Origin of the sequence: Neoalteromonas facilis (assembly GCF_002807665.1) — a bacterium.
Taxonomy (GTDB): domain Bacteria; phylum Pseudomonadota; class Gammaproteobacteria; order Enterobacterales; family Alteromonadaceae; genus Alteromonas_E; species Alteromonas_E facilis.
The window spans coordinates 292,017-313,337 of sequence record NZ_PEAY01000001.1; the positions used below are offsets into that span (position 1 = coordinate 292,017).

The window sequence follows — 21,321 nt, forward strand, 5'->3', positions numbered from 1 at the left end:
TGAGGTTGTTTAACCTACGTTGGCCTCGATGACTTCAACAGGAGACTGGTCTTTTAAGTTGTGGTGTCCTGCGGTCACAACTTGTTCAGAGCCATTTAAACCATCTAAAATTTCTACGTATTCTGAATTCTGGAACCCCGTTGTAACGGTCACTTTTTCAGCAACACCTTTGTCATTGATAACAAATACACTGTCAGCATTATCAATTGACAATAACGCTCTACGTGGCAGCAATGTAGCATCGCGATGAGTGTCGTATTCGAGCTCTACTTCCGCAAACATACCGGCGAGAAGAACATTGTCGGGATTCGGCACACGCAAGGTAACTTTGAAGGTACCGGTATTCGCATTGATCACTGGACTGACGCGTTCCACATACGCATTGACTTGTTGGTTACCAATGGCCGCAATCGATAACGTGGCTTGTTGTTTCGCTTTGATATTTTTAAGTTCTTTCTCTGGCAGGTGGACGACACCTTGAAGCTCTCGTTGCTGAACGATATGGAACATCCGCTCACGCTGGAAGCTTTCTGTAAGGTTACCCACTTTGGCATTTCGTTCTGCGATGTAGCCGCTGATAGGTGCCACAATTGTGGCTTCTTTTAAATCCAGTTCTGCTATTGCAAGTGAGGCTTTGGCTGAGGCGTGTTGGGCAGATAATTTATCGTACACGTCATCACTTACCAATTTTTGCGAATACACCTTATTGATTTTGGCTAGCTCTTTCTCAATTCCTTGTAATTCAGCTTGCGCTTTTTGCAGATTCAATTCATAACGCTGGGCATCGAGGGTCGCCAATACCTGACCTTTTTCTACGTAGTCACCTTCTTCTACATAGATACCATCAATAATACCCGACGCGCGAGCAACAACGAACGCTTCTTCTTTCGCTTCTAGTACAGCGGTGGTTGCGTAATGTGAGCTGATATCACCTGAAGAAACAAATTGTGCTTCTACTGGTATTGAAACGACCACTTCTTGCTTTTCAGACTCAATACTCTGTGCGCTGGCATCAGCATCACCGCATCCGGTCAGTGGCGCAGTCATGAGTGCGAAAGCACATACTAAAGCAGTAGTTTTTAATGGAGTTTTCAACGATTTGTTAGGCTTAAACGCGTTCATACAGAGAGTCCTTTAGTTTTTTATTCTGTAGAGCATCACTTGTGCCAGTTATGCGAGTTAAAATAAAGTGCTTTAAAAACAGTGTGTTATAATTATATTTTGTGGTCGTATGTAGGGGGAGATCTGAAGTGGTGGCTATATTTGCTAAAAAGTGCCTATAACCACCATTAACTGGTTGATAATACTATTTACGCTTCTTTATCTTTAACTTCATAGCTAGTCGTAATGTTAACTGAACCGTCAAGCATCAACATGACACTGCAATATTTTTCGGCTGATAATTGCACAGCGCGCGCAAGTTGCTTCTCTTTTATGTCACTGCCACTAACAACATAATGTGCATGAATGCTTTCAAAGACCCTAGGTGGGTTTTCGGCACGTTCTGCATTCAATTCACAGTAGCAGGATTGAATGTCCTGACGGGCTTTACGAAGGATTTCAACTACATCTACTGAAGAGCATGCGCCCGCAGCAATAAGAACCGATTCCATAGGTGAAATCGCCTGTTTATCGCCATCCATGATCACTTCGTATCCGCTATCAGTTTGTCCTTTAAAGGATAGGCCACCTTGCCAGGTCACAGTCGCTTGCATTGATTTACTCCACTAATTTAATACTGTCTTTTGAAATTACGATGCGTTTTTGTTTGTAAAGCTTACCAATAGCCTTTTTATAAGCCCCTTTGCTCACTTTAAAATGGGAATAGATTTCTTCTGGTGAACTTTTATCTGTCACCGTAAGTAGACCGCCGAAACTTTCAAGTTCTTCAATAATCTGTTGCTCTAATGACAAACGTGCGCCGACACCGTCATTGAGCATGGTTACATCTATTTTCCCATCGCTGCGAATTTGTTTAACAAAGGCTTGTACTGATTCACCGGTCCGTAACGATTTCAACGCGTCTGAAAGAAACAGGAGGCCGAGGTAACAGCCGTCAATCATCACTTTATAACCGAGTTCTGTTTTGGCATAAACGGTTGCCTTTATTGGTTGCTTGACTGTTAAAGGACGTTCCTCACTGACTTTTTCCGGATAGAAATAATGTAATCTCGTGCTGCCTAAAACACGCTGTGTATTTTCGTCTAAATACACGTGTACTAAATAGTCCATGCCTTCCGCAATGGGGCGCTCTTGGTCACGTTTAAGCACGAGCAGGTCTCGCTCTAATCCCCAGTCAAAAAATGCGCCAAAATCGGTCACTCCTTTTGCATTCAGAAGTGCAACTTGGCCAACCGTCACTTTAGGTTGCTGCATACTGGCTGTTAGATTGCCGTCTTCGTCAACATTCACGAAAACATTGACGATGTCTCCTTCATGCAGTTTTTGTTTGACGGTCACCGTGGGCAATAGTACTTGGCGTTCATCGCTTTCATGCGTTAAGCGGTATGCAAAAGGCATTTCTTCCGCAACACGTAGTTGATTGTTGCTACCAATCTCAATCATTATTTACATTTACTTGTAGAGTCATCGTATTATTGTACGCATTGTTGCTGAAAAGCAGAACAGGAATCGGAGATATTGACAGAAATGCAGTTAAATTGTGATCTTGGAGAAGACTATGGCAGCTTTAAAATGCCGGTGGACGCTCACATTATGCAGCATATCGATCAAGCAAACATCGCGTGTGGATTTCATGCAGGTGATCCGTTAACGATCAAAACCACCCTTCAATCAGCGATTGCAAATGGCTTAGAAATTGGAGCACATCCTTCTTATCCGGATCTCGTTGGCTTTGGCCGGCGCAGCATGAAAATGGGGCATATGGATTTGGTCGCGACTATTCAATACCAAGTATCAGCATTGCAAGCGATGTGTCGTTTGTGTGGTAGCGAGCTTTCTTACGTCAAGCCACATGGTGCTCTGTATAACGACATTGTTACCGATGACACTGTGCGTTTAGCGACTATACAAGCAGTCAGTGAGTTTAAATCGCTTGAGTTAATGATACAGGCGACAAACCTCGAGCAGCAGGTGCGCTTTAAAGAAGAAGCCGATAAACACTCACTTGGACTTATTTTCGAAGCGTTCATTGATCGTCGATATCAACCTGATGGAAGGTTAGTACCACGTTCTCAACCCGGAGCTGTGTTAACCCAGAACGAAGCAATTGCCCAAGCTAAACTATTGATAGAAGAGCAGCGCGTGCTTACTCAACACCAGCAATCAATTGAGATCCAAGCGACGAGCCTTTGTATTCACGGCGACAATCCAGACTGTATCGGGTTGGCGAGTGCGATTCGCCCAATGCTATAACACCCTGTATGAATGTTCCTAAGTTCAAACAAACATGGTTTATTTCAGAATATGCTCATTGTGGAGAACAAAGCATAATCTTCAATTTTGATGGCGATTCTTTGCTTTTGCGAAACCAAAGAGTGATTAGTTTTTATCACGCTATTCGTGACAACGCCCCAGTATGGGTTACTGACATTGTGCCATCATTTGATACGTTGATGATTGCTTATGACGTCACGCAGAAAGGTTATTTTGATGTGTTGTCGTGGGTAACGTCTATTGAAGCAAGCCACTCAACCAGCCAGCGTGCATCTCATCATACAATTGCGGTCAATTATTCCATGTCAGAAAGGTTTGATTTAGCTGAACTGTCTACAACGCTTAGGTTATCGGCGCGAGAGATCGTCGAGCTGCACACATCTGTTTCTCTTAAAGTATTCGCTATCGGTTTCACTCCTGGTTTTGCATATTTAGGTGAATTACCAGAAGCGTTGACCATAGCGCGAAAAGCCACGCCACGTACCGCAGTACCCGAGGGCAGTGTAGCAATCGCCGATCAGTACTCCGCAGTATATCCAATGGTCTCACCTGGCGGGTGGAACCTTTTAGGAAGTGTTGTTGATTTAGCTGCTTATCGTAGTTTATCCCTACGGGTTGGAGACACTGTCCAATACACGTGTAATTCGTTAATAGATGACTAGCGCGATGACGATATTGGTTAAAAATGTTCCATTACAAGCCTTGATTGTTGACCGCGGTCGTCTACGTCAGCAGTATCTTGGGGCAACTCCCTGCGGTCCTCTCGATCACTTTGCATATGCAGTCAACGGCTGGTTGATGCAGGGCGGTAATTCGAACGCCCAGATAGAGATTATCCACGGCAGTTTTAGCTTTTCCGTTTCTAAAGCGATGCAATGCAGTGTTGCCGGACCTGATGTACATATCCAGATTAACGGTATAGATACACCGGCATGGCAAGTGCTCCAGCTGCATGCTGGCGATGAAGTCAGCATTTGTACAGGTAAAGCAGGGAACGTCGCATATGTATCTTTTTCTCATCAGCTTGTTAGCGAAGTTGCTTTCGGCAGCGTATGTACGGTGGTACGTGAGCAAGTGGGGGGATTAGATGGCAAAGGAAGTGTGTTAAAACGCGGTGATGAGATCCGCACTTTTCAATCTGCAAAATCGCAAGCCGTTCAATTGTCTGCTCACAATCAACACAAGCTTAGTGAGTTAGTTAACCGGATGTACAGGCCCAGAGCTTTGGGCGTTTTGCCAGGAAATCAAATAGACGAATTTGGCAAATTGGGGTGGTTGAAGCTGTTGACAGAAGAGTTTCAACTGACGGATAAGCGCAGTCGGATGGGGTATAGGTTATCGGGTTCTCCAATTAGAGCCCAAAAACAGTCGATGCCATCTGAGCCTTTAACGGTCGGTACAATCCAAATACCTGCTGATGGCCAACCCATCGTTATGATGGCGGACCATCAAACCATGGGAGGATATCCGAAAATTGCGAATATTCAATTATGCGATATACCTTACTTTGCACAACGCGGAACAGGTGATACCTTAACATTCACCGAGAGTGAAGCCGCTGTAGCTGCGTTTGAAATAACCAGAATTCACCAGCGGTTTCACGACATTTTTAATTAAACGAATAAGAGAACGACCATGACCATTGCGTATTTAAACGGCAATTTTCTACCTTTAGAAGAGGCGAGAATTTCTCCTCTAGATCGTGGTTTTTTATTTGGTGATGGTATCTATGAAGTAATACCCAGTTACGCGGGGAAATTGGTGGGTGGTGGTCAACATGCGGCTCGCATGAATAAGGGGTTACACGAAATCAGCATAGATGTACCAGAAGATGATGCGCAATGGCTGGTTATAGCGAGAGAATTAGTTGATCGGAACACTGAGAGTTTCCCAAGTCGCAACATTGGCATATATCTTCATGTCAGTCGCGGCACCGATACTAAGCGCTTTCATGCATACCCAGAAAATGTTTCGCCTACCGTCTTTGCGTTTGCTTTTGAGATCCCGCCGTCAAAACCCGCAGACACCGATCAAGTTGAAGGTTTGAAAGTGGTGCTCAATGAAGATTTGCGTTGGCGACGCTGTCACATTAAATCGACGTCGTTATTAGGCAATGTATTGCACTTTCAACAAAGTCAGATCGACGGAGTGAATGAAACTATCCTCTATAATGATGAAGGGTATATCACTGAAGCCAGTGTCTGTAATGTGTTTGCAGTAGTTGACGGTGAAATTGTTACGCCACCGCTTGATCATCAACTATTGCCTGGGATCACGCGCTACTTAGTGATAGAGAGTCTAAAAGAAGAAGGGATCGTCGTTATCGAACGACCACTGCATAAGTCTGAACTCAGTCAAGCGAGTGAAATTTGGTTAACCAGTTCGAGCAAAGAAATAGCACCGGTAATTGAGGTAGATGGCGAGCGCGTTGGTAATGGACATCCTGGTCCAAAATGGGAGGAAGCGTTACGTAGCTACCACTCCCATAAGTTTCACTTGTAGATCTATTCTTCGTTAGCGTCGCAATTAGGATCGTTACATTCACCATAGAGATACAAACTATGGTGAGTTAGAGACATATTATTTTGTTTAGCGACTTCTTCCTGTCGTTTTTCAATAATGTCATCTTCAAACTCAACGACTTTACCGCAGCGCAAACACACTAGGTGGTCATGATGTTTCTTGTGACTAATTTCGAATACTGACTTACCGCCTTCAAAGTGATGTCGATTCAAAATACCCGCATCATCAAATTGGTTTAGAACGCGGTATACGGTCGCCAATCCGATTTCTTCACCTTGTTCGATAAGAATTTTATACACATCCTCAGCGCTGATGTGTTGATTCTCAGGCTCTTGAAGGATTTCGAGTATTTTTAAGCGCGGAAGCGTTACTTTTAGGCCGGCTTTTTTAAGTTCTTTATTTTGATCCATCGGTCTCTTATTGCGCTTTTGTGTTGTGCGTCATTATAGGGGAGTTATCAAGATTTAAAAGTATTTGGCGATAATATTGATAGCTATGCAATTTTTAGTGAAGAGCGAAGGGAATGAACTACACTAAAAGAATGGTTCTAACTGGTAGGATGACAATTGCATCACGGTGGCAATTGTGTAAGCTTACGCGGGTAAGTTGCCTGAACAATAAATAGAATACTAAAAATGAAGTTGACGGTTATTCGTAAAATAGTCCTAGGTTTTTTGGCCTTGGGCATATTGCTTGTGCTGACAAGTTTTCTGAGCTACTTAGGCTTGCTCGACATCAGTCGTTCAGCTGAATCGGTAGTGAAAGAAAAAATGCCGGTGCAAGCCAAAGTGATTGAAATACAAGCCAGTACGCTAAAACTGGCTAATATCACCACTAATGGCTTTCACGAACGTTCATTAGATGCGTTGGCTAAAAATCGTGAAAACTTTGTCAAAAGTAAGCAGCAGTTTGAATCCGTGTTTACAGAACTGACTGCGCTTTTGTCGTCGAATCAAGCCGCTGCACTGCAAGCTAATTCTCAGTTTCTCGCACACAGTGAAGATATGTATACGGCGCGGGAAAAGCATCTACAACTCCGGAACGCTATCATTGCCCAAGGTGATGAAGTATTGGCATTTACCGATGAAGCTAGCGCGCTAATGATGGATTTATCTTATTTAAGCGGCAATGATCCAGGCTTACCTACATTGATAGGCGCGGGGACAGGTATCGACAATAAGTTAGCGACCATGCTAGGTGCCATAAGAGAGTTGGTGAATTCAAATGATGCTGAGGTTAGTCAGCGTATTATTGAAGATTTGGAATATTCCGTTAGCAACATCCAAGTTGACAGTGATTATATCAACCGACTAGCTGAAACTATTGAAAATGATGGTTTAGTTGAATTGTTTAATGAGCAATTTGAAAATTTAAAAGCATCATTAGAAGGGGATGCAGGATTATTTGCTAATCAGCGCGCTAAATTGGCCGCCATTGATGAAGCGCAGGTTGCTTTTACTAATGCGACTGTCTCATTAGAGCAAGGGTTAGAAAGTATTGAGTCATTGTTTTCGACCATCAGCGCTGAAACTCTGTCAGGGCAAAATGATATATTAGACAACGTGACGTTTAATATCGCAAAAAGTGTGCTTATTTCTTTGGTTGGCTTAGGTGCGGTAGTGGTGCTAGCAGTGTTGGCGACGCGCAGTATTTCAGTTCCTCTCAAAAATATAAACATTGGCTTAAACAAACTCATTGATGGTGATTTAACGACTAAACTGGATGACTCCGGTGGCAGCGAATTTGATAAGTTGGCGACTAAAGTCAATGAATTGTCGGGTAGTTTAAGAGCACTGGTAGGGAATATCCTCGAGCAAGAAATTGCATTAGATGATGTCACGCGACGCAGTGGCGAGATGTCGCGACAAAGTCTCCGACAAGTCGACCAACAGCGTCAAAAGATACAGGTAACCAGCCAGAATACCGCAGAAGTTAGGCATATGAGTCAGACGAATTTACGTCAAGTAGAAGATTCGTTAATGCAACTTCAAGCAGCCAGTGAGCAAAGTGAAAAAGTGGTTAACTTGCTGGAGGAAAGTCGTCAGCAAGTTACGTCTCAAGCTAAACAAGCCGAGCACTCTGAGCAAATTATTGCTCGCTTGGATGAAAATAGTCGTAACATTGGCAGCATTCTCGATGTGATTAAAACGATTGCGGAACAAACCAATTTGCTTGCGCTGAATGCTGCTATTGAGGCGGCTAGAGCAGGAGAGCAAGGCAGAGGGTTTGCGGTCGTTGCCGATGAAGTGCGGACACTTGCAAATCGTACGCATGATTCTACCGAAGAAATAGAAAAGATGATCGCGTCATTGCAAACGGACGCTAGTCAAGCGGTTAGTGCAATATCAGAAGGTAAGAATAAGGCGAATGAAAGTGTTCAAGTGACCCAATTGGTGAATGAACAAGTCAGTGAAATAACGCGCTTAGTGACGGCTGTAGCAAGAATTAACGACCAAATTGTCAAAGACACCAAAGAGCAGGATATTCTGTTAGAGCAGGCCGACGGTAGTTTGGCTGAAATTGTAGCACTCGCTGAGCAAACGGCCGCTAGCACGCAGCAATCGTCAGAAGTGACAGGCGAAATTGAAGCGCAAATGAATAGCCTGAAGCAGGCGGTGGAACAGTTTAAAGTTTAAAAAAGCCCGCATCTGCGGGCTTTTTTGTATTCATATTGTTTATGCAAGTTCGGCTAAACACAGTTCATCGTGTAGTTGTTTACACCACTGTTTAACTCGTGAGTCGGTTAACTCTGGTTGACGATCTTCATCAATACCTAAACCGACAAAGTGGTTGTCATCTGCCATACCTTTTGATGCCTCGAAATCATAGCCGTCAGTAGGCCATTGACCAACAAGAATTGCACCTCTAGGCTCTACTATGTCGCGGATCATACCCATGGCATCAAGAAAATATTCAGCATAATCTTCCTGATCGCCACAACCAAATATGGCCACGAGCTTATCTTCAAAATTGATTTCTTCTAATTCAGGGAAAAAGTCATCCCAATCGCACTGGGGTTCACCGTAGTACCACGTTGGGATCCCAAATATCAGTAGGTCGTACTCAGCAATTTCTTCTTTGGTACTCTTCGCGATATCTTTAACATCTATCAGATGCTTACCAAGCTCTTTTTGAATCAATTTGGCAACATGTTCTGTGTTGCCGGTGTCGCTGCCAAAAAAAAGGCCAACACTTGCCATTTACATCACCTCAGTTTTAAAACGTTTTAACCGCCTACACCGGTACTATTAAAGAAAATTTGAATGATACCCTTGGCGATAAAGCCAGCGGCACCTAAAAACAATACGCCGTATGCGACGTATCGCCCCACTTTAGGCACATCGTTCTTACTTAAAACATCGTGCACTGCGTAGCCCATAAGGCCAAACAAAACAACTAAAGAAATGTTCAGCACAATGCTTTCGATGAGCTCGTAATTCTCTGCCATCACTCAAATTTACGTACTTAGGAAAATTGCGCGTGAATATACCATGAAGGGCAAAGATGGGGAAATCTCATCTGTGTTAATTATTCCACTGATTGTATGAAGTCATTGACGATACGGTTGAATATCGTGGGTTTTTCAGCATGTAACCAATGGCCAGTACCTTGAATGATTTTGGCTTTTACATTGGGGAATAATGCGCGGATAAGGGCTTGATGATCAGGGGTCACGTAATCAGAATTTCCACCGATGATAAACAATACGGGGTTGTTGTATTGTTCCGATATGGGCGGCCAATCAATAAGGATGGGGTAACTTGCGATAATTTCATCTACGTTAAAACGCCATTGCCAACTGTCCTCATGGCGGTATAAGCCTTTTAGCAGAAATTGCTGAGTAGGTAGCTCTTTAACGTGTTCACTCAGTTGCTTTAACGCGTCTTGACGCGACGTTACCACGCTTAAGTCGACGTTTTTTAATCCTTCAAATACGCTGTTGTGGCGGTGTGGGTAGGCCACTGGCGCAATATCCGCAACGATTAAACTATTGCAACGTTCAGGGTGATGTAAGGCGAAGTGCATAGCCACTTTGCCACCCAGTGAGTGACCGATAAAGTGAGCATTGGCAATGCCGATTTCATCTAGCGTGTTATTGACTAACTGCGTGATAGCATCGTAATCGAGGTTTTCGGCTGTGGGTGACAAACCATGGTTGGGCAGGTCGAGCAACACACAATGAGTTGTATCTTCGAGACTACGTGCAATGCTTGCCAGATTGTCTAAATTTCCGAATAGACCGTGGATTAACACGGCCCATTGGTTACGCGACGCGTCGGTTGAGTGCCGTACTTCGTAATTTAACACTGACATACCTTCGCACTACTCATTACATATTAGGGTAGTTAGGTCCACCGGCACCTTCAGGCACAACCCAGCGTATATTTTGAGATGGGTCTTTAATATCACAGGTTTTACAGTGTACGCAGTTTTGCGCGTTGATTTGGAACTTGGTCTTACCCTCTTCGTCTTCAACAATCTCGTATACGCCTGCTGGACAATAGCGCTGAGCTGGTTCATCAAATTTGGCTAGATTAACATCTAACGGAATTGATGGGGCGAGCAGTTTAAGGTGACACGGCTGGTCTTCTTCATGGTTGGTATTGGATAAAAATACCGACGACAATTTATCGAAGCTTAATACGCCATCAGGTTTTGGATAACTAATGGTTGGCGATTCAGCAGCGGGCTTCATCTGAGCATAATCTTGACTATCGTCTGTCAAATTGATGAAGATTTTGCCGCCAAAAATATTCTGGTCCAAGGTATTAAACGCGCCACCCCAGAATGTCCCATAATTATGGATTGCAGGGCCAAAGTTGCGTGAACGATATAATTCGTCATACAGCCAGCTAGCTTTGAATTTGTCCGTGTAACTCGACAATTCAGTATTCGCCTGATCACTTGCTAATGCTTCTACGATAGTTTCAGCTGCCAACATACCGGATTTCATCGCGGTGTGATTGCCTTTAATTTTAGCGAAATTCAGCGTCCCAGCTTCACAACCGACTAATAGACCGCCAGGGAATGTCATCTTAGGTAAAGAGTTGAATCCTCCTTTTGCGATTGCGCGAGCCCCATAAGAAACGCGTTTTCCACCTTTTAAATACTGCGCAATAACGGGGTGATGTTTCATGCGCTGAAATTCATCAAATGGGCTAAGGTGCGGGTTGCTGTAATTTAAATCTACGATGAGTCCTACCAAAATTTGGTTATTCTCAGCGTGGTAGAGATAACTACCGCCGGTTGCATCTTCTAACGGCCATCCAGCAGTATGCACCACTAGACCTTCTTGGTGATTCTCGGCTGGAACATCCCAAATTTCTTTGAAGCCAATAGCATAATGCTGTGGCGATGAATCTTTATCCAGTTCGAACTTTTTAATCAGCTCTTTTCCTAAATGGCCACGACAACCTTCAGCAAACACTGTGTATTTCGCGCGAAGCTCCATACCGGGCATAAAGCCGTCTTTTTGTTCGCCATTTTCACCAACTCCCATATCGCCAGTGATAACGCCACCAACACTGCCGTCGTCGTTATATAATACGTCTGAAGCGGCAAAACCAGGGAACACTTCTACACCCAATTGTTCAGCTTGTTCAGCCAACCAACGACAAACATTACCCATACTGACAATATAGTTGCCTGTATTGTGCATGGTCTTAGGCGTGATCATATTGGGCAGGCGAGTGGCCTTTTCTTCGCCTTTTAACAAGTAAATGTGGTCTTCTGTGACTTCTGTATTTAGTGGAGCACCGCGTTCTTTCCAATCGGGGAACAATTCATTTAATGCGCGAGGTTCGAATACTGCACCAGAGAGTATATGAGCGCCAACTTCGCTACCTTTTTCAACCACGCAAACCATTAATTCTTGATTAGCTTCTTGCGCGAGCTGCATTATTCGGCATGCTGTAGATAAGCCCGCAGGGCCTGCACCGACTACTACTACGTCAAATTCCATCGATTCTCTTTCCACGGCGAGCTCCTAATTGTTGTAGGTTGTTGTGGGACATTCTGTTATTTACCCGCTAATATTATTCTTAAAGGCCGTTATAGTGAATTATTGATTAAACAAATAATTTAATAGGCCAAAAACAGGTAAATTACGCATTGTGTTGCAGGGTAAATGCGGTTGACGTTTACGTCAACAGTAAGTACATTGACGCCAATTTTCATCCCTGCATACGTCATTATACTAAGCAGGGCAGGTTTAAAGCCCATTCATCGAGGTGAAAATGAAAGTATTAGTAGCGGTAAAGCGCGCTATCGATTACAACGTTAAAGTACGTGTAAAGCCAGACAATAGCGCAGTAGATTTAACAAACGCGAAAATGTCGATCAACCCTTTCTGTGAGATCGCGGTAGAAGAAGCGGTTCGTTTAAAAGAAAAAGGCGTTGCTTCAGAGATTGTTGTCGTATCAATCGGCGATAAAGCCTGCCAAGAGCAAATCAGAACTGCATTAGCACTGGGTGCTGACCGTGGTATTCAAATTGAAACAGGTGAATCTTTAGATTCGTTGCAAGTAGCAAAACTATTGCAAAAAATTGTAGAGAAAGAAGAGCCGCAATTGGTTATCTTGGGTAAACAATCTATCGATTCGGACAACAATCAAACAGGTCAAATGTTGGCTGCGCTTACGGGTATGCCACAAGGCACATTTGCGTCAGAAGTTGCTGTAGAAGATGGTAGTGTAAACGTTACGCGTGAAATCGATGGCGGTCTTCAAACAGTTAAGCTTAATCTTCCTGCTGTTGTGACAACTGACTTGCGCTTAAATGAGCCTCGTTATGCTTCTCTGCCAAATATCATGAAAGCGAAGCGTAAACCTCTGGATGTAGTTGAAGCAGCAGAATTAGGTGTTTCACTGACGTCTAATGTTAAAACGTTAAAAGTAACACCGCCGCCGGTACGAGAGGGTGGCGTTAAAGTGGCAGACGTAGCTGAATTAGTCAGTAAGTTAAAGAATGAAGCAAAGGTGATCTCATGAGTATTTTAGTATACGCAGAACATGATAACAGCAGCTTAAAAGCAGAAACCCATAAGCTGGTTCACGCGGCGACTAAATTAGGCGGCGAAATCAATATCCTCGTAGCAGGAGCCGGTTGCCAATCAGTTGTTGACGCAGCTGCAAATATCTCTGGTGTCGCCAAGGTACTGGTTGCTGATAACGCTGCTTATGAGCATCAATTAGCGGAAAATATTGCGGATTTGGTCGTCAAATTATCAGATGGCTATACGCACATCGTTTCAGCAGCGACAACGACAGGCAAAAATTTTATGCCACGAGTGGCTGCATTGTTAGACGTGGCGCAGATTTCAGATGTTATTGAAGTAGAATCATCAGATACGTTTGTTCGTCCAATTTATGCGGGTAATGCAATCGCAACTGTGCAATCAACTGATTCTGTGAAGGTGCTCACTGTTCGAGCGTCTGCATTTGATGCGGCTGGAACAGATGGTTCGGCAAGCGTTGAGTCTGTAGCTGACGTGGTTGAGTTATCAAAATCAGCGTTCGTTTCTGCAGAGTTAACAGAATCAGAACGTCCTGAATTAACCGCAGCTGAAGTGGTTATCTCAGGTGGTCGAGGCATGCAAAATGGCGAGAATTTCTCGTTATTAGAAGGCATCGCAGATAAGTTAGGTGCTGCTATTGGGGCTTCACGAGCCGCTGTAGACGCTGGTTTCGTGCCAAACGATATGCAGGTTGGCCAAACGGGTAAGATCGTTGCACCGCAGCTTTACATTGCAGTAGGCATATCGGGTGCTATCCAACATTTGGCTGGTATGAAAGACTCTAAAGTCATTGTTGCCATCAATAAGGATGAAGAAGCGCCAATTTTCCAAGTGGCCGATTACGGACTCGTTGGTGACTTGTTTGAAGTGTTGCCCGAATTAGAGCAAGCGCTTTAATTATCCTTATAGGTTAAAACGAAAAGGCTTGCACCAAGTGCAAGCCTTTTTTTTATAAAGCAACTACCGAGTTATCGTCAAAACCAAATTGACTTGGAACATATGAATCTGCATTCCAATCATTTTCCCACTCGGCATCATTCAGTAAATAGCGAAACTGGTGTGCCTTGTTGGTCTCTAAATTAAGCGTTTGCGTGAAGCTTCCATCTTTTAGTTTTTTCATCGGTTCAACGCTAGTGTCCCAATCATTGAACTCCCCAACTAAACGCACAGTGTCTGCAGCTTTTGCTTCAGCTTTACTCACTTTAAAGGTTACCTTGCAAACAGGCTTTGATTTTAAAAACTGCTTTTTGATACTCATGTTATGTCCTCATTAGACTAAAAATGTAATTTAATTACAAAATAAGTGCAAAAAATGAACAAAACAAGCATTATTTTGTTACGTTATTGTGAACGAAACGTTTAATAATTACACAATTGGCGATGTCAAATTTTAGTCTTAACCAAATGTTTACAATTGATCGTTTCGAAGGGGGATAGTATTGATCTAAAGCTGTGATTTTACGTTTTGTTTATGAGTAAGATGCCGATAGCGTTGCACAGTATATTGAAATAATTATTAACAAACTATTCGCAAAATAAAGTGACTAAGTGCGTTAAACTAGGTATGAAGCCCCTGAAATTCTTTGTTTAAGGAACACAATGAGTAATTCACTTCGTAAAACAGGTATTCCCATTATTATCATTTTCATCGCTGTTGCGGTTGCAGCGGTAATGGTGATGTCTCGTAAGCCACCCGAAAAGAAGGAAGTAGAAGAGCAAGCTATTTTGGTTGAAGCGCAACCTATTCAGTTTGAACAAGTTACATTCGAGGTGAAAACTCAGGGCAATGTTGTACCCAAAAACCAAACGATAGTGACTGCTCAAGTGTCTGGCAGGGTAACGGCAATATCTGAAAAATTTGTTGAAGGCGGTTTCTTTAGTAAGGGAGACGTACTGGTTGAATTGGAAAAAGATGATTTTTTAACCGACGTTAAACTTGCTGAAGCGGAATTAGCTCGCAACCAAGCGGCTTTACAGGAAGAGATAGCGAGGGGGCGTGTAGCTGAGCAAGAGTGGCGCTCAGTGAATAACACTACGCCGCCAGAACTCGGACTGCGTAAACCTCAACTCGCGCGCGAGCAAGCGAATGTTAAGGCTGCCGAAGCTCAATTAGAAAGAGCTAAACGAAATTTAGCTAGAACACAGATCCGAGCGCCATATGACGGTATGGTCGTCGCTCGTAACGTCGATTTAGGTCAGTTTATTACGACAGCGGCCAATTTAGGTGAAATTTATTCGACTGATACCGCTGAGGTACGTCTGCCATTGACGGACAGTGACTTAGCGTTCTTGGATTTAAACAAAGCACATGAACCGGCCACGTTATCAGCCGTCGTTGCCGGTAAGATGGCCAGTTGGCAAGGGGAAGTCGTGCGCAGTGAAGGCGTGTTAGATCAGCGTGCGCGAGTTGTATATGCGGTAGTTGAAATAAACGACCCTTACTTAGTCAAAGGCGAGCGCAATGGTTTGCCAATACGATTTGGCCAATTCGTCAATGCCACCATCAAGGGTAATAGCGCCGATGGTTTGGTTGTTTTACCGCGCCATACTTTACGTCTCGATGGCTCTGTTGTGGTTATTACGCCGGATAACAAAGTTGCTATTCGTCCTGTAGAGGTGATGCGCGCAGATGAGAAGTTCGTGTATATCAGTAGTGGATTAGATAGTTCAGATAAAGTCGCTTATAGCGCGATCCCTAACCCCTATAACGGGATGCCAGTTCGATTATCGACGGATGAAGACACACCATCAAAGTCTGAACAAGATATCAGCGATGAAACGGATACCATCGCACAAAGAGGTGAAGACTAATGTCTAGAATTGATACTCATTCAGGCGTTATTGCTTGGTTTGCACGAAATAGTGTCGCGGCGAATCTATTGATGTTCATTTTGATCGTTGGTGGCTTTTTTGGCGCGTATTCGATTCAAAAGCAGGTGTTTCCCAGTTTTGAACTGAATATTGTACAAGTGCGCGTGCCATACCTTGGTGCGGCGCCTCAAGAAGTTGAAGAAGGCGTTATTTTAAAGGTCGAAGAAGCGATAAAAGATCTCGATGGCATCAAAAAGATTACATCAACCGCGGTTGAAGGGATGGCCAGTGTCAACATCGAAGTAGAAGACGAGTATGACACACAAATATTGCTCGATGAGGTTAAAGCGCAAGTTGATGCAATCCCAAGCTTTCCTGCCAACACTGAAAAGCCAGTTGTTTATCGTTTAAAAGCGCAGCAGGACGTTATTTGGGTTTCTGTGTATGGCGATGCCAGCGAACGTGAGCTAAAGGAATTTGCCAAAGACCTACGTGATCAAATCGCTAACTTACCGGGAATATCCAATGTTTCGGTAGTCGGCGATAGGGATTATGAAATATCCATCGAGCTCTCGGAGCAACGCCTACAGGAATATCAGCTGACGTTTACTGATGTGGTGACAGCGGTAAGGCAGTCATCGATAGATTTACCGGGTGGGGCTATCAAATCAGAAAATGGCGACATTTTATTACGTACCAATGGTCAAGCTTATAATGGCTGGGACTTCGCTCAGATCGTGCTATCGACGCGAGAGGACGGTACGCGGCTATTATTGGGTGATATTGCGACCATAGATGATGGTTTTGTAGAGAACAACCAATATGCGTTATTTGATGGTAAGCCAGCTGTCAGTATACGAGTACGGGCTGTTGGTGATCAGAATGCGCTCAAAATTTCTGAAGAGGTTAATCGTTTTCTAGATAAAAACCGTGCTGGCTTCCCGGCTAATATTCAAGCTGACTCTTGGGGCGATAGTTCGTTTTATCTAGCTGACCGCCTAAACATGATGCTGTCGAATATGTTGATGGGGGCGATATTAGTTTTCATCGTGTTATCGCTTTTCCTTAAGATCAAACTAGCATTTTGGGTCATCGTTGGACTACCCGTGTGTTTTCTCGGGACATTGCTTGTGATGTCGTTGGATAGTGTCAATGTATCAATCAATATGCTGAGTTTGTTTGCCTTTATTCTGGTACTGGGGATCGTGGTTGATGATGCCATCATTATGGGGGAATCCGCCTACAGCGAGATTGACAAAAAAGGCCACAACGCCGAGAACGTCATCGCGGGAGTTAAAAAGGTCGCTATGCCTGCGACATTCGGTGTTTTGACAACTATTGCGGCATTCACACCAATGCTCATGGTTACAGGGGTATTTGGCATTATTTGGAAGACCATTGGCTTGGTGGTGATTATTTGTTTGGCCTTCTCACTCATAGAGTCAAAGTTAATATTGCCTGCTCACTTAGTGCATATGAAGCTGAAACCCTATGACAGTGCTAAAGCCAACCGATTCCAACGTTTTAGGGATTTCTTCAGTGAGGGTATTAAGGATTTCGTTAAAAATATCTATGCACCATTTTTGATTAAGTCAGTTAAAAACCGATACACCACATTAGCCACCTTCTTTGCCATGCTTATCTTAACGGTGGGCTTGTTTGGTGGTGGTTTTGTCCGTTTTGTCTTTTTCCCCAACATCCCCAGCGATTTTATGTTGGCGTCTGTTGAATTACAGCCAGGTTCATCGCTTGCTGCGCGTGATTCAGCCATCAATGAAATGATCGCAGCAATGCATAAAATGGATGAGGAAGTGCGTGAAAACTACGGCGAAGGCGTCGTTAAGCATTCAATCGCATTTGATAATGGACCGTTGGCAGGTCAGATTTTTGTTGAGCTAACAAAAGGTGAAACGCGCGACCTAACCGATTTTGAGATCCATGATATTTGGCGAAAATATGTACCTGAGATACCGGGTGTTAAAACATTTAGTGTGGGATCGCCTGGCGGTCCAGGTGGTGGTTCAGATCTCAGTTTTGAATTTAATTCTGCCAATATCGAAGAATTGCGTGCGATAAGCCTTGATTTGAAGAAATATTTAGAAGGCTACGACGGCGTTACGGATATCAATGACACCTTCAGTGGAGGTGCGGATGAAATTAAATTGGATATTCGCCCAGAAGCACAGGCGTTAGGCATCACTCTGCAACAACTTGCACAGCAAGTGCGTTTTGGGTTTTATGGTGCTGAAGCGCAAAGAGTTCAACGTGATGACGAAGAAGTACGCGTAATGGTGAGATACCCTAAAGAAGAGCGTACGTCAGTTGGTCACCTTGAAAGTATGCGGGTCCGCACGCCAATGGGAGAAGAAGTGCCATTCAAACAAGTCGCTGACATTGAGCTCGGTCAGGGGTTTGATTCTATCATTCGTGTGGACGGTTTTCGCTCTGTAACCGTAAGCGCTAAGGTTGATAAAGCGATTCTTGAGCCAGGTGAAGTGGTCAATGAAGTCACCAGTAACGTTATTCCTGACCTATTGCAACGCTACCCGCATGTAGACTTTAAGTTACAAGGGAATTCACGTGAACAGCAAGAAGCAACGTTTTCATTGTTGAAAGGTATGCTATTTGCGATGTTCGCAATATATGCATTGCTGGCTATTCCGTTACGCAGCTATTCACAACCCCTTATCATCATGTCGGTTATACCGTTTGGCATCGTGGGCGCTATTGTCGGTCACCTACTGCTGGGGCAGGCGGTAAGCGTGTTATCAATATGCGGGATCATTGCGTTATCTGGTGTTGTAGTAAACGACAGTTTGATCATGGTTGATTTTGTTAATAGAGCACGTAAAGAAGGACACTCTCTAATAAATGCTGCGATTGAAGCTGGTACACAGCGCTTTAGGGCGATTATTTTGACGTCATTAACGACATTCATGGGCTTACTGCCAATAATTTTTGAGCGTAGTTTACAAGCGCAAGTGGTGATCCCAATGGCTATCTCGTTAGCGTTTGGAATTTTGTTTGCAACGGTGATCACGCTTTTGTTGGTGCCGGCTCTGTATATCATTCTTGATGATCTCAAAAAGGTTTTAAAACGGAAAAAACCGCTACCGGAGTCTGAAGACAATAATGTGGCGATTGCAAAATAAGTAGTCGTGTCGTTACGCATAAAAAAAGCCGCGAATATCGCGGCTTTTTTATTACTGCAAAGTGTTTAATAGAAGGTGAATTTCGCTTCTACACCCCACACCCGTGGTTCATTAACGATACCGGTTAGGTTGTTAAAATCGACAGCAGCTTTTACATTATCTTCATCGGTAATGTTGCGACCAAATAAAGCAACCTGAAACCCTTCGGCATAATTTTCGTATCCGATACGAAGACCGCCTTCAAAGTTATCATCCGTCGTAAACTCAACAGAGTCGTACAAGAATAAGTTGGTTTCGCCCTGGAAGGCCCAATCAGTAAACACGAATAACTCACCGTCATCGCCAAATGGAATGGCATAACGTGCGGTGAAGTTAAAAATTGTTTCAGGTGCTTGAGGGAATGGGTTTCCGTCAATAGACGCTCTGAAACCATCTGGACGGGGATCCAAAACTGTACAATTTCCGGTAGCACCGAAGGCTGGGTTTGCTCCACATGGCAGCACTGTCAGTGAGTCGTCTTGAATTTCAGTATAGTTATAGCTGTAACCTGCTGTAAGCGTTAACTCATCAGTCGCCAACCATTGCGCGTCTACTTCAAATCCATAACCGACACCATTATCAGCATTGACCAATGACGTGAAGTTATTACCACCGCCGATAGCAGAGAATTGCATATCGTCGATTTCATAGTAATAAACGGCTGCATTTAGGCGTAACGAATCGTCTAGTAAATCCGACTTGAAACCACCTTCAATCGAATTAATTGTTTCAGCATCAGCAACACTCGGCGAGCCTTCAAACGCAACATCACGACCTTGAATCGTTTGTGCTCGGAAACCATTCGCTAAGCGCGCAAATACTGATGTATTGTCAGTCAGTTTATAGTTCGCGCTAAGCTCGAAACTAACTTGACCGTCATCTACGTCAATTGGATCGTAATCTTGAATTTGTGCATCACCTGTAATCAATGCAAAACCATTTACGTTTTGATCGCCAACGACTAATGATTTGTCATCACGCGTATAACGCACACCACCGGTAATATTCAGCTTTTCGTTAACCTGATAGGACGTCTGCGCAAAAATAGCCCATGTCGTGTTTTCATGTGTAACCGTGGTTGCACCAAAATAACCATCGATACTGGTAACGCTAAACGATGAATCGAAGAAAAACGCGCCTGCTTGCCAACTTAACGCATCACTAGTATCACTGGCAAAACGGATTTCTTGGGTAAACTGTTCGAGATCTTTAAGATCATCCTGTGTTACTGCATCAAATGCGATGAAGCCAGGGTAGGTAAGTTCTTCTGTTCCGTCGCCATTAATATCGGCAGGCGCGAATAGGGCAACGCCGCCATCAATGTCACCTAAACTATAACCGTCAGCTGTTTCCAGTGCAGAAATTGAAGTGATGGTGTAATCACCTGCGTCATATTCTAATTTCAATGACGTGCCAAAGTTACGGTATTCTTGTGGGTTGTTGTCAGTACCATCACCCGTTAAGTCACCGTTGTACCAAACGACATCACGGTCATAGTTTTGATTTAGATCGTTAGAGCCTTTGTTGAAAATATTGGCGCGGAAAATTGATGCAGTGCCTTCTAAATTGCGCCCGTGTACGTTCAATAACGCAGAAAAATCGTCACTTGGTTGATACAGGAGCTGTGCACGCCATGCTTTTTCATCATAGCCGCCAAGTGCATCTTTTTGGTTGGTGTACGCATTGTCGATGTAGTCATCACGATCTTGAGACAATATAGAAATACGGCCAGACCAATCATCATTAATTGCACCGCCAGCTGCTGCTTCTAGATTGATGGTGCCGTAAGAGCCAAATCCAAACTTGGTATAACCATCAAAATCTTGTGTTGGCTTAACAGTATCAAATTTCACAATACCAGCCGTCGTGTTACGTCCGAACAATGTACCTTGTGGACCACGGATCACTTCAACTTGTTGAACATCAAATAAAGGAAAGCTTTTTAATACAACATTTTCCATTACCACATCATCCATCACGATGGACACAGGTTGTGATGCTGCCAAATCGAAGTCAGTATTACCTAATCCACGCATGTAGAAACGTGGCGCTACACGACCATTAGACGATTCAGCGTATAGGCCAGGTACTCGTACAGCCAAAGCTAGAATATCTTCACCACCAGAGAAAAGCGCTTCGAAACGTTCACCATTGAGCGTCGCGATAGAAATAGGCACTTCTTGGATCGATTGGGTACGCTTTTGAGCGGTTACCGTAATTTTCTCTAAGATTGCATTTTCTTTTTCTTCTGCCGTTTGTGCGATAGCCACAGTGCTACCTAATGCGCAACATACGGCAAGCGCAATTGGCGCTTTAGTCATTGTTTTCATTGTGTGTTCACCAAGAATGGGAGTTAAATTCGGGTGTGCTTTAGTAAGCATTATT

The 21,321-nt window shown here is 43.7% G+C and carries 19 protein-coding genes; 9 read left to right on the forward strand and 10 right to left on the reverse strand.

What is annotated here, in order from left to right:
* Positions 1-9 precede the first annotated feature (9 nt).
* The 3 genes from CSH93_RS01280 to CSH93_RS01290 all read right to left on the reverse strand — a co-directional run bounded on the left by CSH93_RS01280 (position 10) and on the right by CSH93_RS01290 (position 2,565).
* Entirely contained in the window at positions 10-1,122 is a 1,113-nt protein-coding gene (locus CSH93_RS01280) for an efflux RND transporter periplasmic adaptor subunit (RefSeq protein WP_100641149.1), read from the reverse strand.
* A 188-nt stretch (positions 1,123-1,310) separates the two neighbouring features.
* Positions 1,311-1,715 (reverse strand): OsmC family protein, encoded by a 405-nt coding sequence (locus tag CSH93_RS01285; RefSeq protein WP_100641151.1) that lies wholly within the window; start codon positions 1,713-1,715, stop codon positions 1,311-1,313.
* Positions 1,716-1,719: 4 nt separating this feature from the next.
* Positions 1,720-2,565, reverse strand: coding sequence for a CvfB family protein (locus CSH93_RS01290; protein ID WP_100641153.1), 846 nt, complete (start codon positions 2,563-2,565; stop codon positions 1,720-1,722).
* Positions 2,566-2,649: 84 nt separating this feature from the next.
* Between CSH93_RS01290 and CSH93_RS01295 the strand changes: the two genes are divergently transcribed.
* From CSH93_RS01295 to CSH93_RS01310, 4 genes are read left to right on the forward strand one after another with little or no spacing between them, the layout of a single operon-like run.
* Positions 2,650-3,375 (forward strand): 5-oxoprolinase subunit PxpA, encoded by a 726-nt coding sequence (locus tag CSH93_RS01295; protein ID WP_100641155.1) that lies wholly within the window; start codon positions 2,650-2,652, stop codon positions 3,373-3,375.
* 8 nt (positions 3,376-3,383) lie between these two features.
* Positions 3,384-4,058, forward strand: a complete 675-nt coding sequence (locus tag CSH93_RS01300) for a 5-oxoprolinase subunit B family protein (protein WP_100641157.1) — start codon at positions 3,384-3,386, stop codon at positions 4,056-4,058.
* Positions 4,059-4,062: 4 nt separating this feature from the next.
* On the forward strand, positions 4,063-5,013 hold the full coding sequence (locus CSH93_RS01305; protein WP_164078267.1) for a 5-oxoprolinase subunit C family protein: 951 nt from the start codon (positions 4,063-4,065) through the stop codon (positions 5,011-5,013).
* Between the two features lie 18 nt (positions 5,014-5,031).
* The gene (locus CSH93_RS01310) at positions 5,032-5,898 is read left to right on the forward strand and encodes an aminotransferase class IV (protein WP_100641161.1); all 867 of its coding nucleotides are present in this window, start codon (positions 5,032-5,034) and stop codon (positions 5,896-5,898) included.
* A 2-nt stretch (positions 5,899-5,900) separates the two neighbouring features.
* Here CSH93_RS01310 and fur read toward each other — a convergent pair whose 3' ends face one another.
* Positions 5,901-6,329, reverse strand: a complete 429-nt coding sequence (gene fur, locus CSH93_RS01315; protein WP_100641163.1) for a ferric iron uptake transcriptional regulator — start codon at positions 6,327-6,329, stop codon at positions 5,901-5,903.
* 225 nt (positions 6,330-6,554) lie between these two features.
* Between fur and CSH93_RS01320 the strand changes: the two genes are divergently transcribed.
* Positions 6,555-8,555 (forward strand): HAMP domain-containing methyl-accepting chemotaxis protein, encoded by a 2,001-nt coding sequence (locus tag CSH93_RS01320; protein WP_100641165.1) that lies wholly within the window; start codon positions 6,555-6,557, stop codon positions 8,553-8,555.
* Positions 8,556-8,594: 39 nt separating this feature from the next.
* Here CSH93_RS01320 and fldA read toward each other — a convergent pair whose 3' ends face one another.
* From fldA to CSH93_RS01340, 4 genes are all read right to left on the reverse strand, one after another.
* Positions 8,595-9,119, reverse strand: a complete 525-nt coding sequence (gene fldA, locus CSH93_RS01325; RefSeq protein ID WP_100641181.1) for a flavodoxin FldA — start codon at positions 9,117-9,119, stop codon at positions 8,595-8,597.
* A 26-nt stretch (positions 9,120-9,145) separates the two neighbouring features.
* Complete coding sequence (locus CSH93_RS01330; protein ID WP_100641183.1) at positions 9,146-9,370, reverse strand: DUF2788 domain-containing protein; 225 nt, start codon at positions 9,368-9,370, stop codon at positions 9,146-9,148.
* A gap of 77 nt (positions 9,371-9,447) precedes the next feature.
* Positions 9,448-10,233: an alpha/beta fold hydrolase gene (locus tag CSH93_RS01335; protein ID WP_100641185.1), complete on the reverse strand. Its 786-nt coding sequence runs from the start codon at positions 10,231-10,233 to the stop codon at positions 9,448-9,450.
* Positions 10,234-10,249: 16 nt separating this feature from the next.
* A complete protein-coding gene (locus CSH93_RS01340) occupies positions 10,250-11,881 on the reverse strand; it encodes an electron transfer flavoprotein-ubiquinone oxidoreductase (RefSeq protein ID WP_420807232.1) in 1,632 nt (543 codons plus the stop codon).
* A gap of 274 nt (positions 11,882-12,155) precedes the next feature.
* On the opposite strand from CSH93_RS01340, the gene CSH93_RS01345 reads away from it, so the two are divergent.
* Both CSH93_RS01345 and CSH93_RS01350 read left to right on the forward strand, forming a co-directional pair.
* Positions 12,156-12,908 carry an electron transfer flavoprotein subunit beta/FixA family protein gene (locus tag CSH93_RS01345; protein WP_100641189.1) on the forward strand — a complete coding sequence of 251 codons (753 nt, stop codon included), beginning with the start codon at positions 12,156-12,158 and terminating at the stop codon, positions 12,906-12,908.
* A complete protein-coding gene (locus tag CSH93_RS01350; protein WP_100641191.1) occupies positions 12,905-13,831 on the forward strand; it encodes an electron transfer flavoprotein subunit alpha/FixB family protein in 927 nt (308 codons plus the stop codon). Before CSH93_RS01345 ends, CSH93_RS01350 begins: the two co-directional genes overlap by 4 nt.
* A 52-nt stretch (positions 13,832-13,883) precedes the next feature.
* Here CSH93_RS01350 and CSH93_RS01355 read toward each other — a convergent pair whose 3' ends face one another.
* Entirely contained in the window at positions 13,884-14,192 is a 309-nt protein-coding gene (locus tag CSH93_RS01355; protein ID WP_100641193.1) for an isoamylase early set domain-containing protein, read from the reverse strand.
* Between the two features lie 341 nt (positions 14,193-14,533).
* Here CSH93_RS01355 and CSH93_RS01360 point away from each other — a divergent pair, with 341 nt between their 5' ends.
* Together CSH93_RS01360 and CSH93_RS01365 are read left to right on the forward strand one after the other, a co-directional pair.
* Complete coding sequence (locus CSH93_RS01360) at positions 14,534-15,745, forward strand: efflux RND transporter periplasmic adaptor subunit (RefSeq protein WP_100641195.1); 1,212 nt, start codon at positions 14,534-14,536, stop codon at positions 15,743-15,745.
* Positions 15,745-18,897, forward strand: coding sequence for an efflux RND transporter permease subunit (locus CSH93_RS01365; RefSeq protein ID WP_100641197.1), 3,153 nt, complete (start codon positions 15,745-15,747; stop codon positions 18,895-18,897). Before CSH93_RS01360 ends, CSH93_RS01365 begins: the two co-directional genes overlap by 1 nt.
* A 65-nt stretch (positions 18,898-18,962) precedes the next feature.
* On the opposite strand, the gene CSH93_RS01370 is transcribed toward CSH93_RS01365, so the two are convergent.
* On the reverse strand, positions 18,963-21,266 hold the full coding sequence (locus tag CSH93_RS01370; protein ID WP_100641199.1) for a TonB-dependent receptor: 2,304 nt from the start codon (positions 21,264-21,266) through the stop codon (positions 18,963-18,965).
* Between the last annotated feature and the right edge of the window lie 55 nt (positions 21,267-21,321).

Excerpts from the sequence above, each read along its gene's own strand:
- CSH93_RS01280 (WP_100641149.1), bottom strand. The coding sequence starts at position 1,122 with ATGAACGCGTTTAAGCCTAACAAATCGTTGAAAACTCCATTAAAAACT.
- CSH93_RS01285 (WP_100641151.1), bottom strand. The coding sequence starts at position 1,715 with ATGCAAGCGACTGTGACCTGGCAAGGTGGCCTATCCTTTAAAGGACAA.
- CSH93_RS01290 (WP_100641153.1), bottom strand. The coding sequence starts at position 2,565 with ATGATTGAGATTGGTAGCAACAATCAACTACGTGTTGCGGAAGAAATG.
- CSH93_RS01295 (WP_100641155.1), top strand. The coding sequence starts at position 2,650 with ATGCAGTTAAATTGTGATCTTGGAGAAGACTATGGCAGCTTTAAAATG.
- CSH93_RS01300 (WP_100641157.1), top strand. The coding sequence starts at position 3,384 with ATGAATGTTCCTAAGTTCAAACAAACATGGTTTATTTCAGAATATGCT.
- CSH93_RS01305 (WP_164078267.1), top strand. The coding sequence starts at position 4,063 with ATGACGATATTGGTTAAAAATGTTCCATTACAAGCCTTGATTGTTGAC.
- CSH93_RS01310 (WP_100641161.1), top strand. The coding sequence starts at position 5,032 with ATGACCATTGCGTATTTAAACGGCAATTTTCTACCTTTAGAAGAGGCG.
- fur (WP_100641163.1), bottom strand. The coding sequence starts at position 6,329 with ATGGATCAAAATAAAGAACTTAAAAAAGCCGGCCTAAAAGTAACGCTT.
- CSH93_RS01320 (WP_100641165.1), top strand. The coding sequence starts at position 6,555 with ATGAAGTTGACGGTTATTCGTAAAATAGTCCTAGGTTTTTTGGCCTTG.
- fldA (WP_100641181.1), bottom strand. The coding sequence starts at position 9,119 with ATGGCAAGTGTTGGCCTTTTTTTTGGCAGCGACACCGGCAACACAGAA.
- CSH93_RS01335 (WP_100641185.1), bottom strand. The coding sequence starts at position 10,233 with ATGTCAGTGTTAAATTACGAAGTACGGCACTCAACCGACGCGTCGCGT.
- CSH93_RS01340 (WP_420807232.1), bottom strand. The coding sequence starts at position 11,881 with ATGGAATTTGACGTAGTAGTAGTCGGTGCAGGCCCTGCGGGCTTATCT.
- CSH93_RS01345 (WP_100641189.1), top strand. The coding sequence starts at position 12,156 with ATGAAAGTATTAGTAGCGGTAAAGCGCGCTATCGATTACAACGTTAAA.
- CSH93_RS01350 (WP_100641191.1), top strand. The coding sequence starts at position 12,905 with ATGAGTATTTTAGTATACGCAGAACATGATAACAGCAGCTTAAAAGCA.
- CSH93_RS01355 (WP_100641193.1), bottom strand. The coding sequence starts at position 14,192 with ATGAGTATCAAAAAGCAGTTTTTAAAATCAAAGCCTGTTTGCAAGGTA.
- CSH93_RS01360 (WP_100641195.1), top strand. The coding sequence starts at position 14,534 with ATGAGTAATTCACTTCGTAAAACAGGTATTCCCATTATTATCATTTTC.
- CSH93_RS01365 (WP_100641197.1), top strand. The coding sequence starts at position 15,745 with ATGTCTAGAATTGATACTCATTCAGGCGTTATTGCTTGGTTTGCACGA.
- CSH93_RS01370 (WP_100641199.1), bottom strand. The coding sequence starts at position 21,266 with ATGAAAACAATGACTAAAGCGCCAATTGCGCTTGCCGTATGTTGCGCA.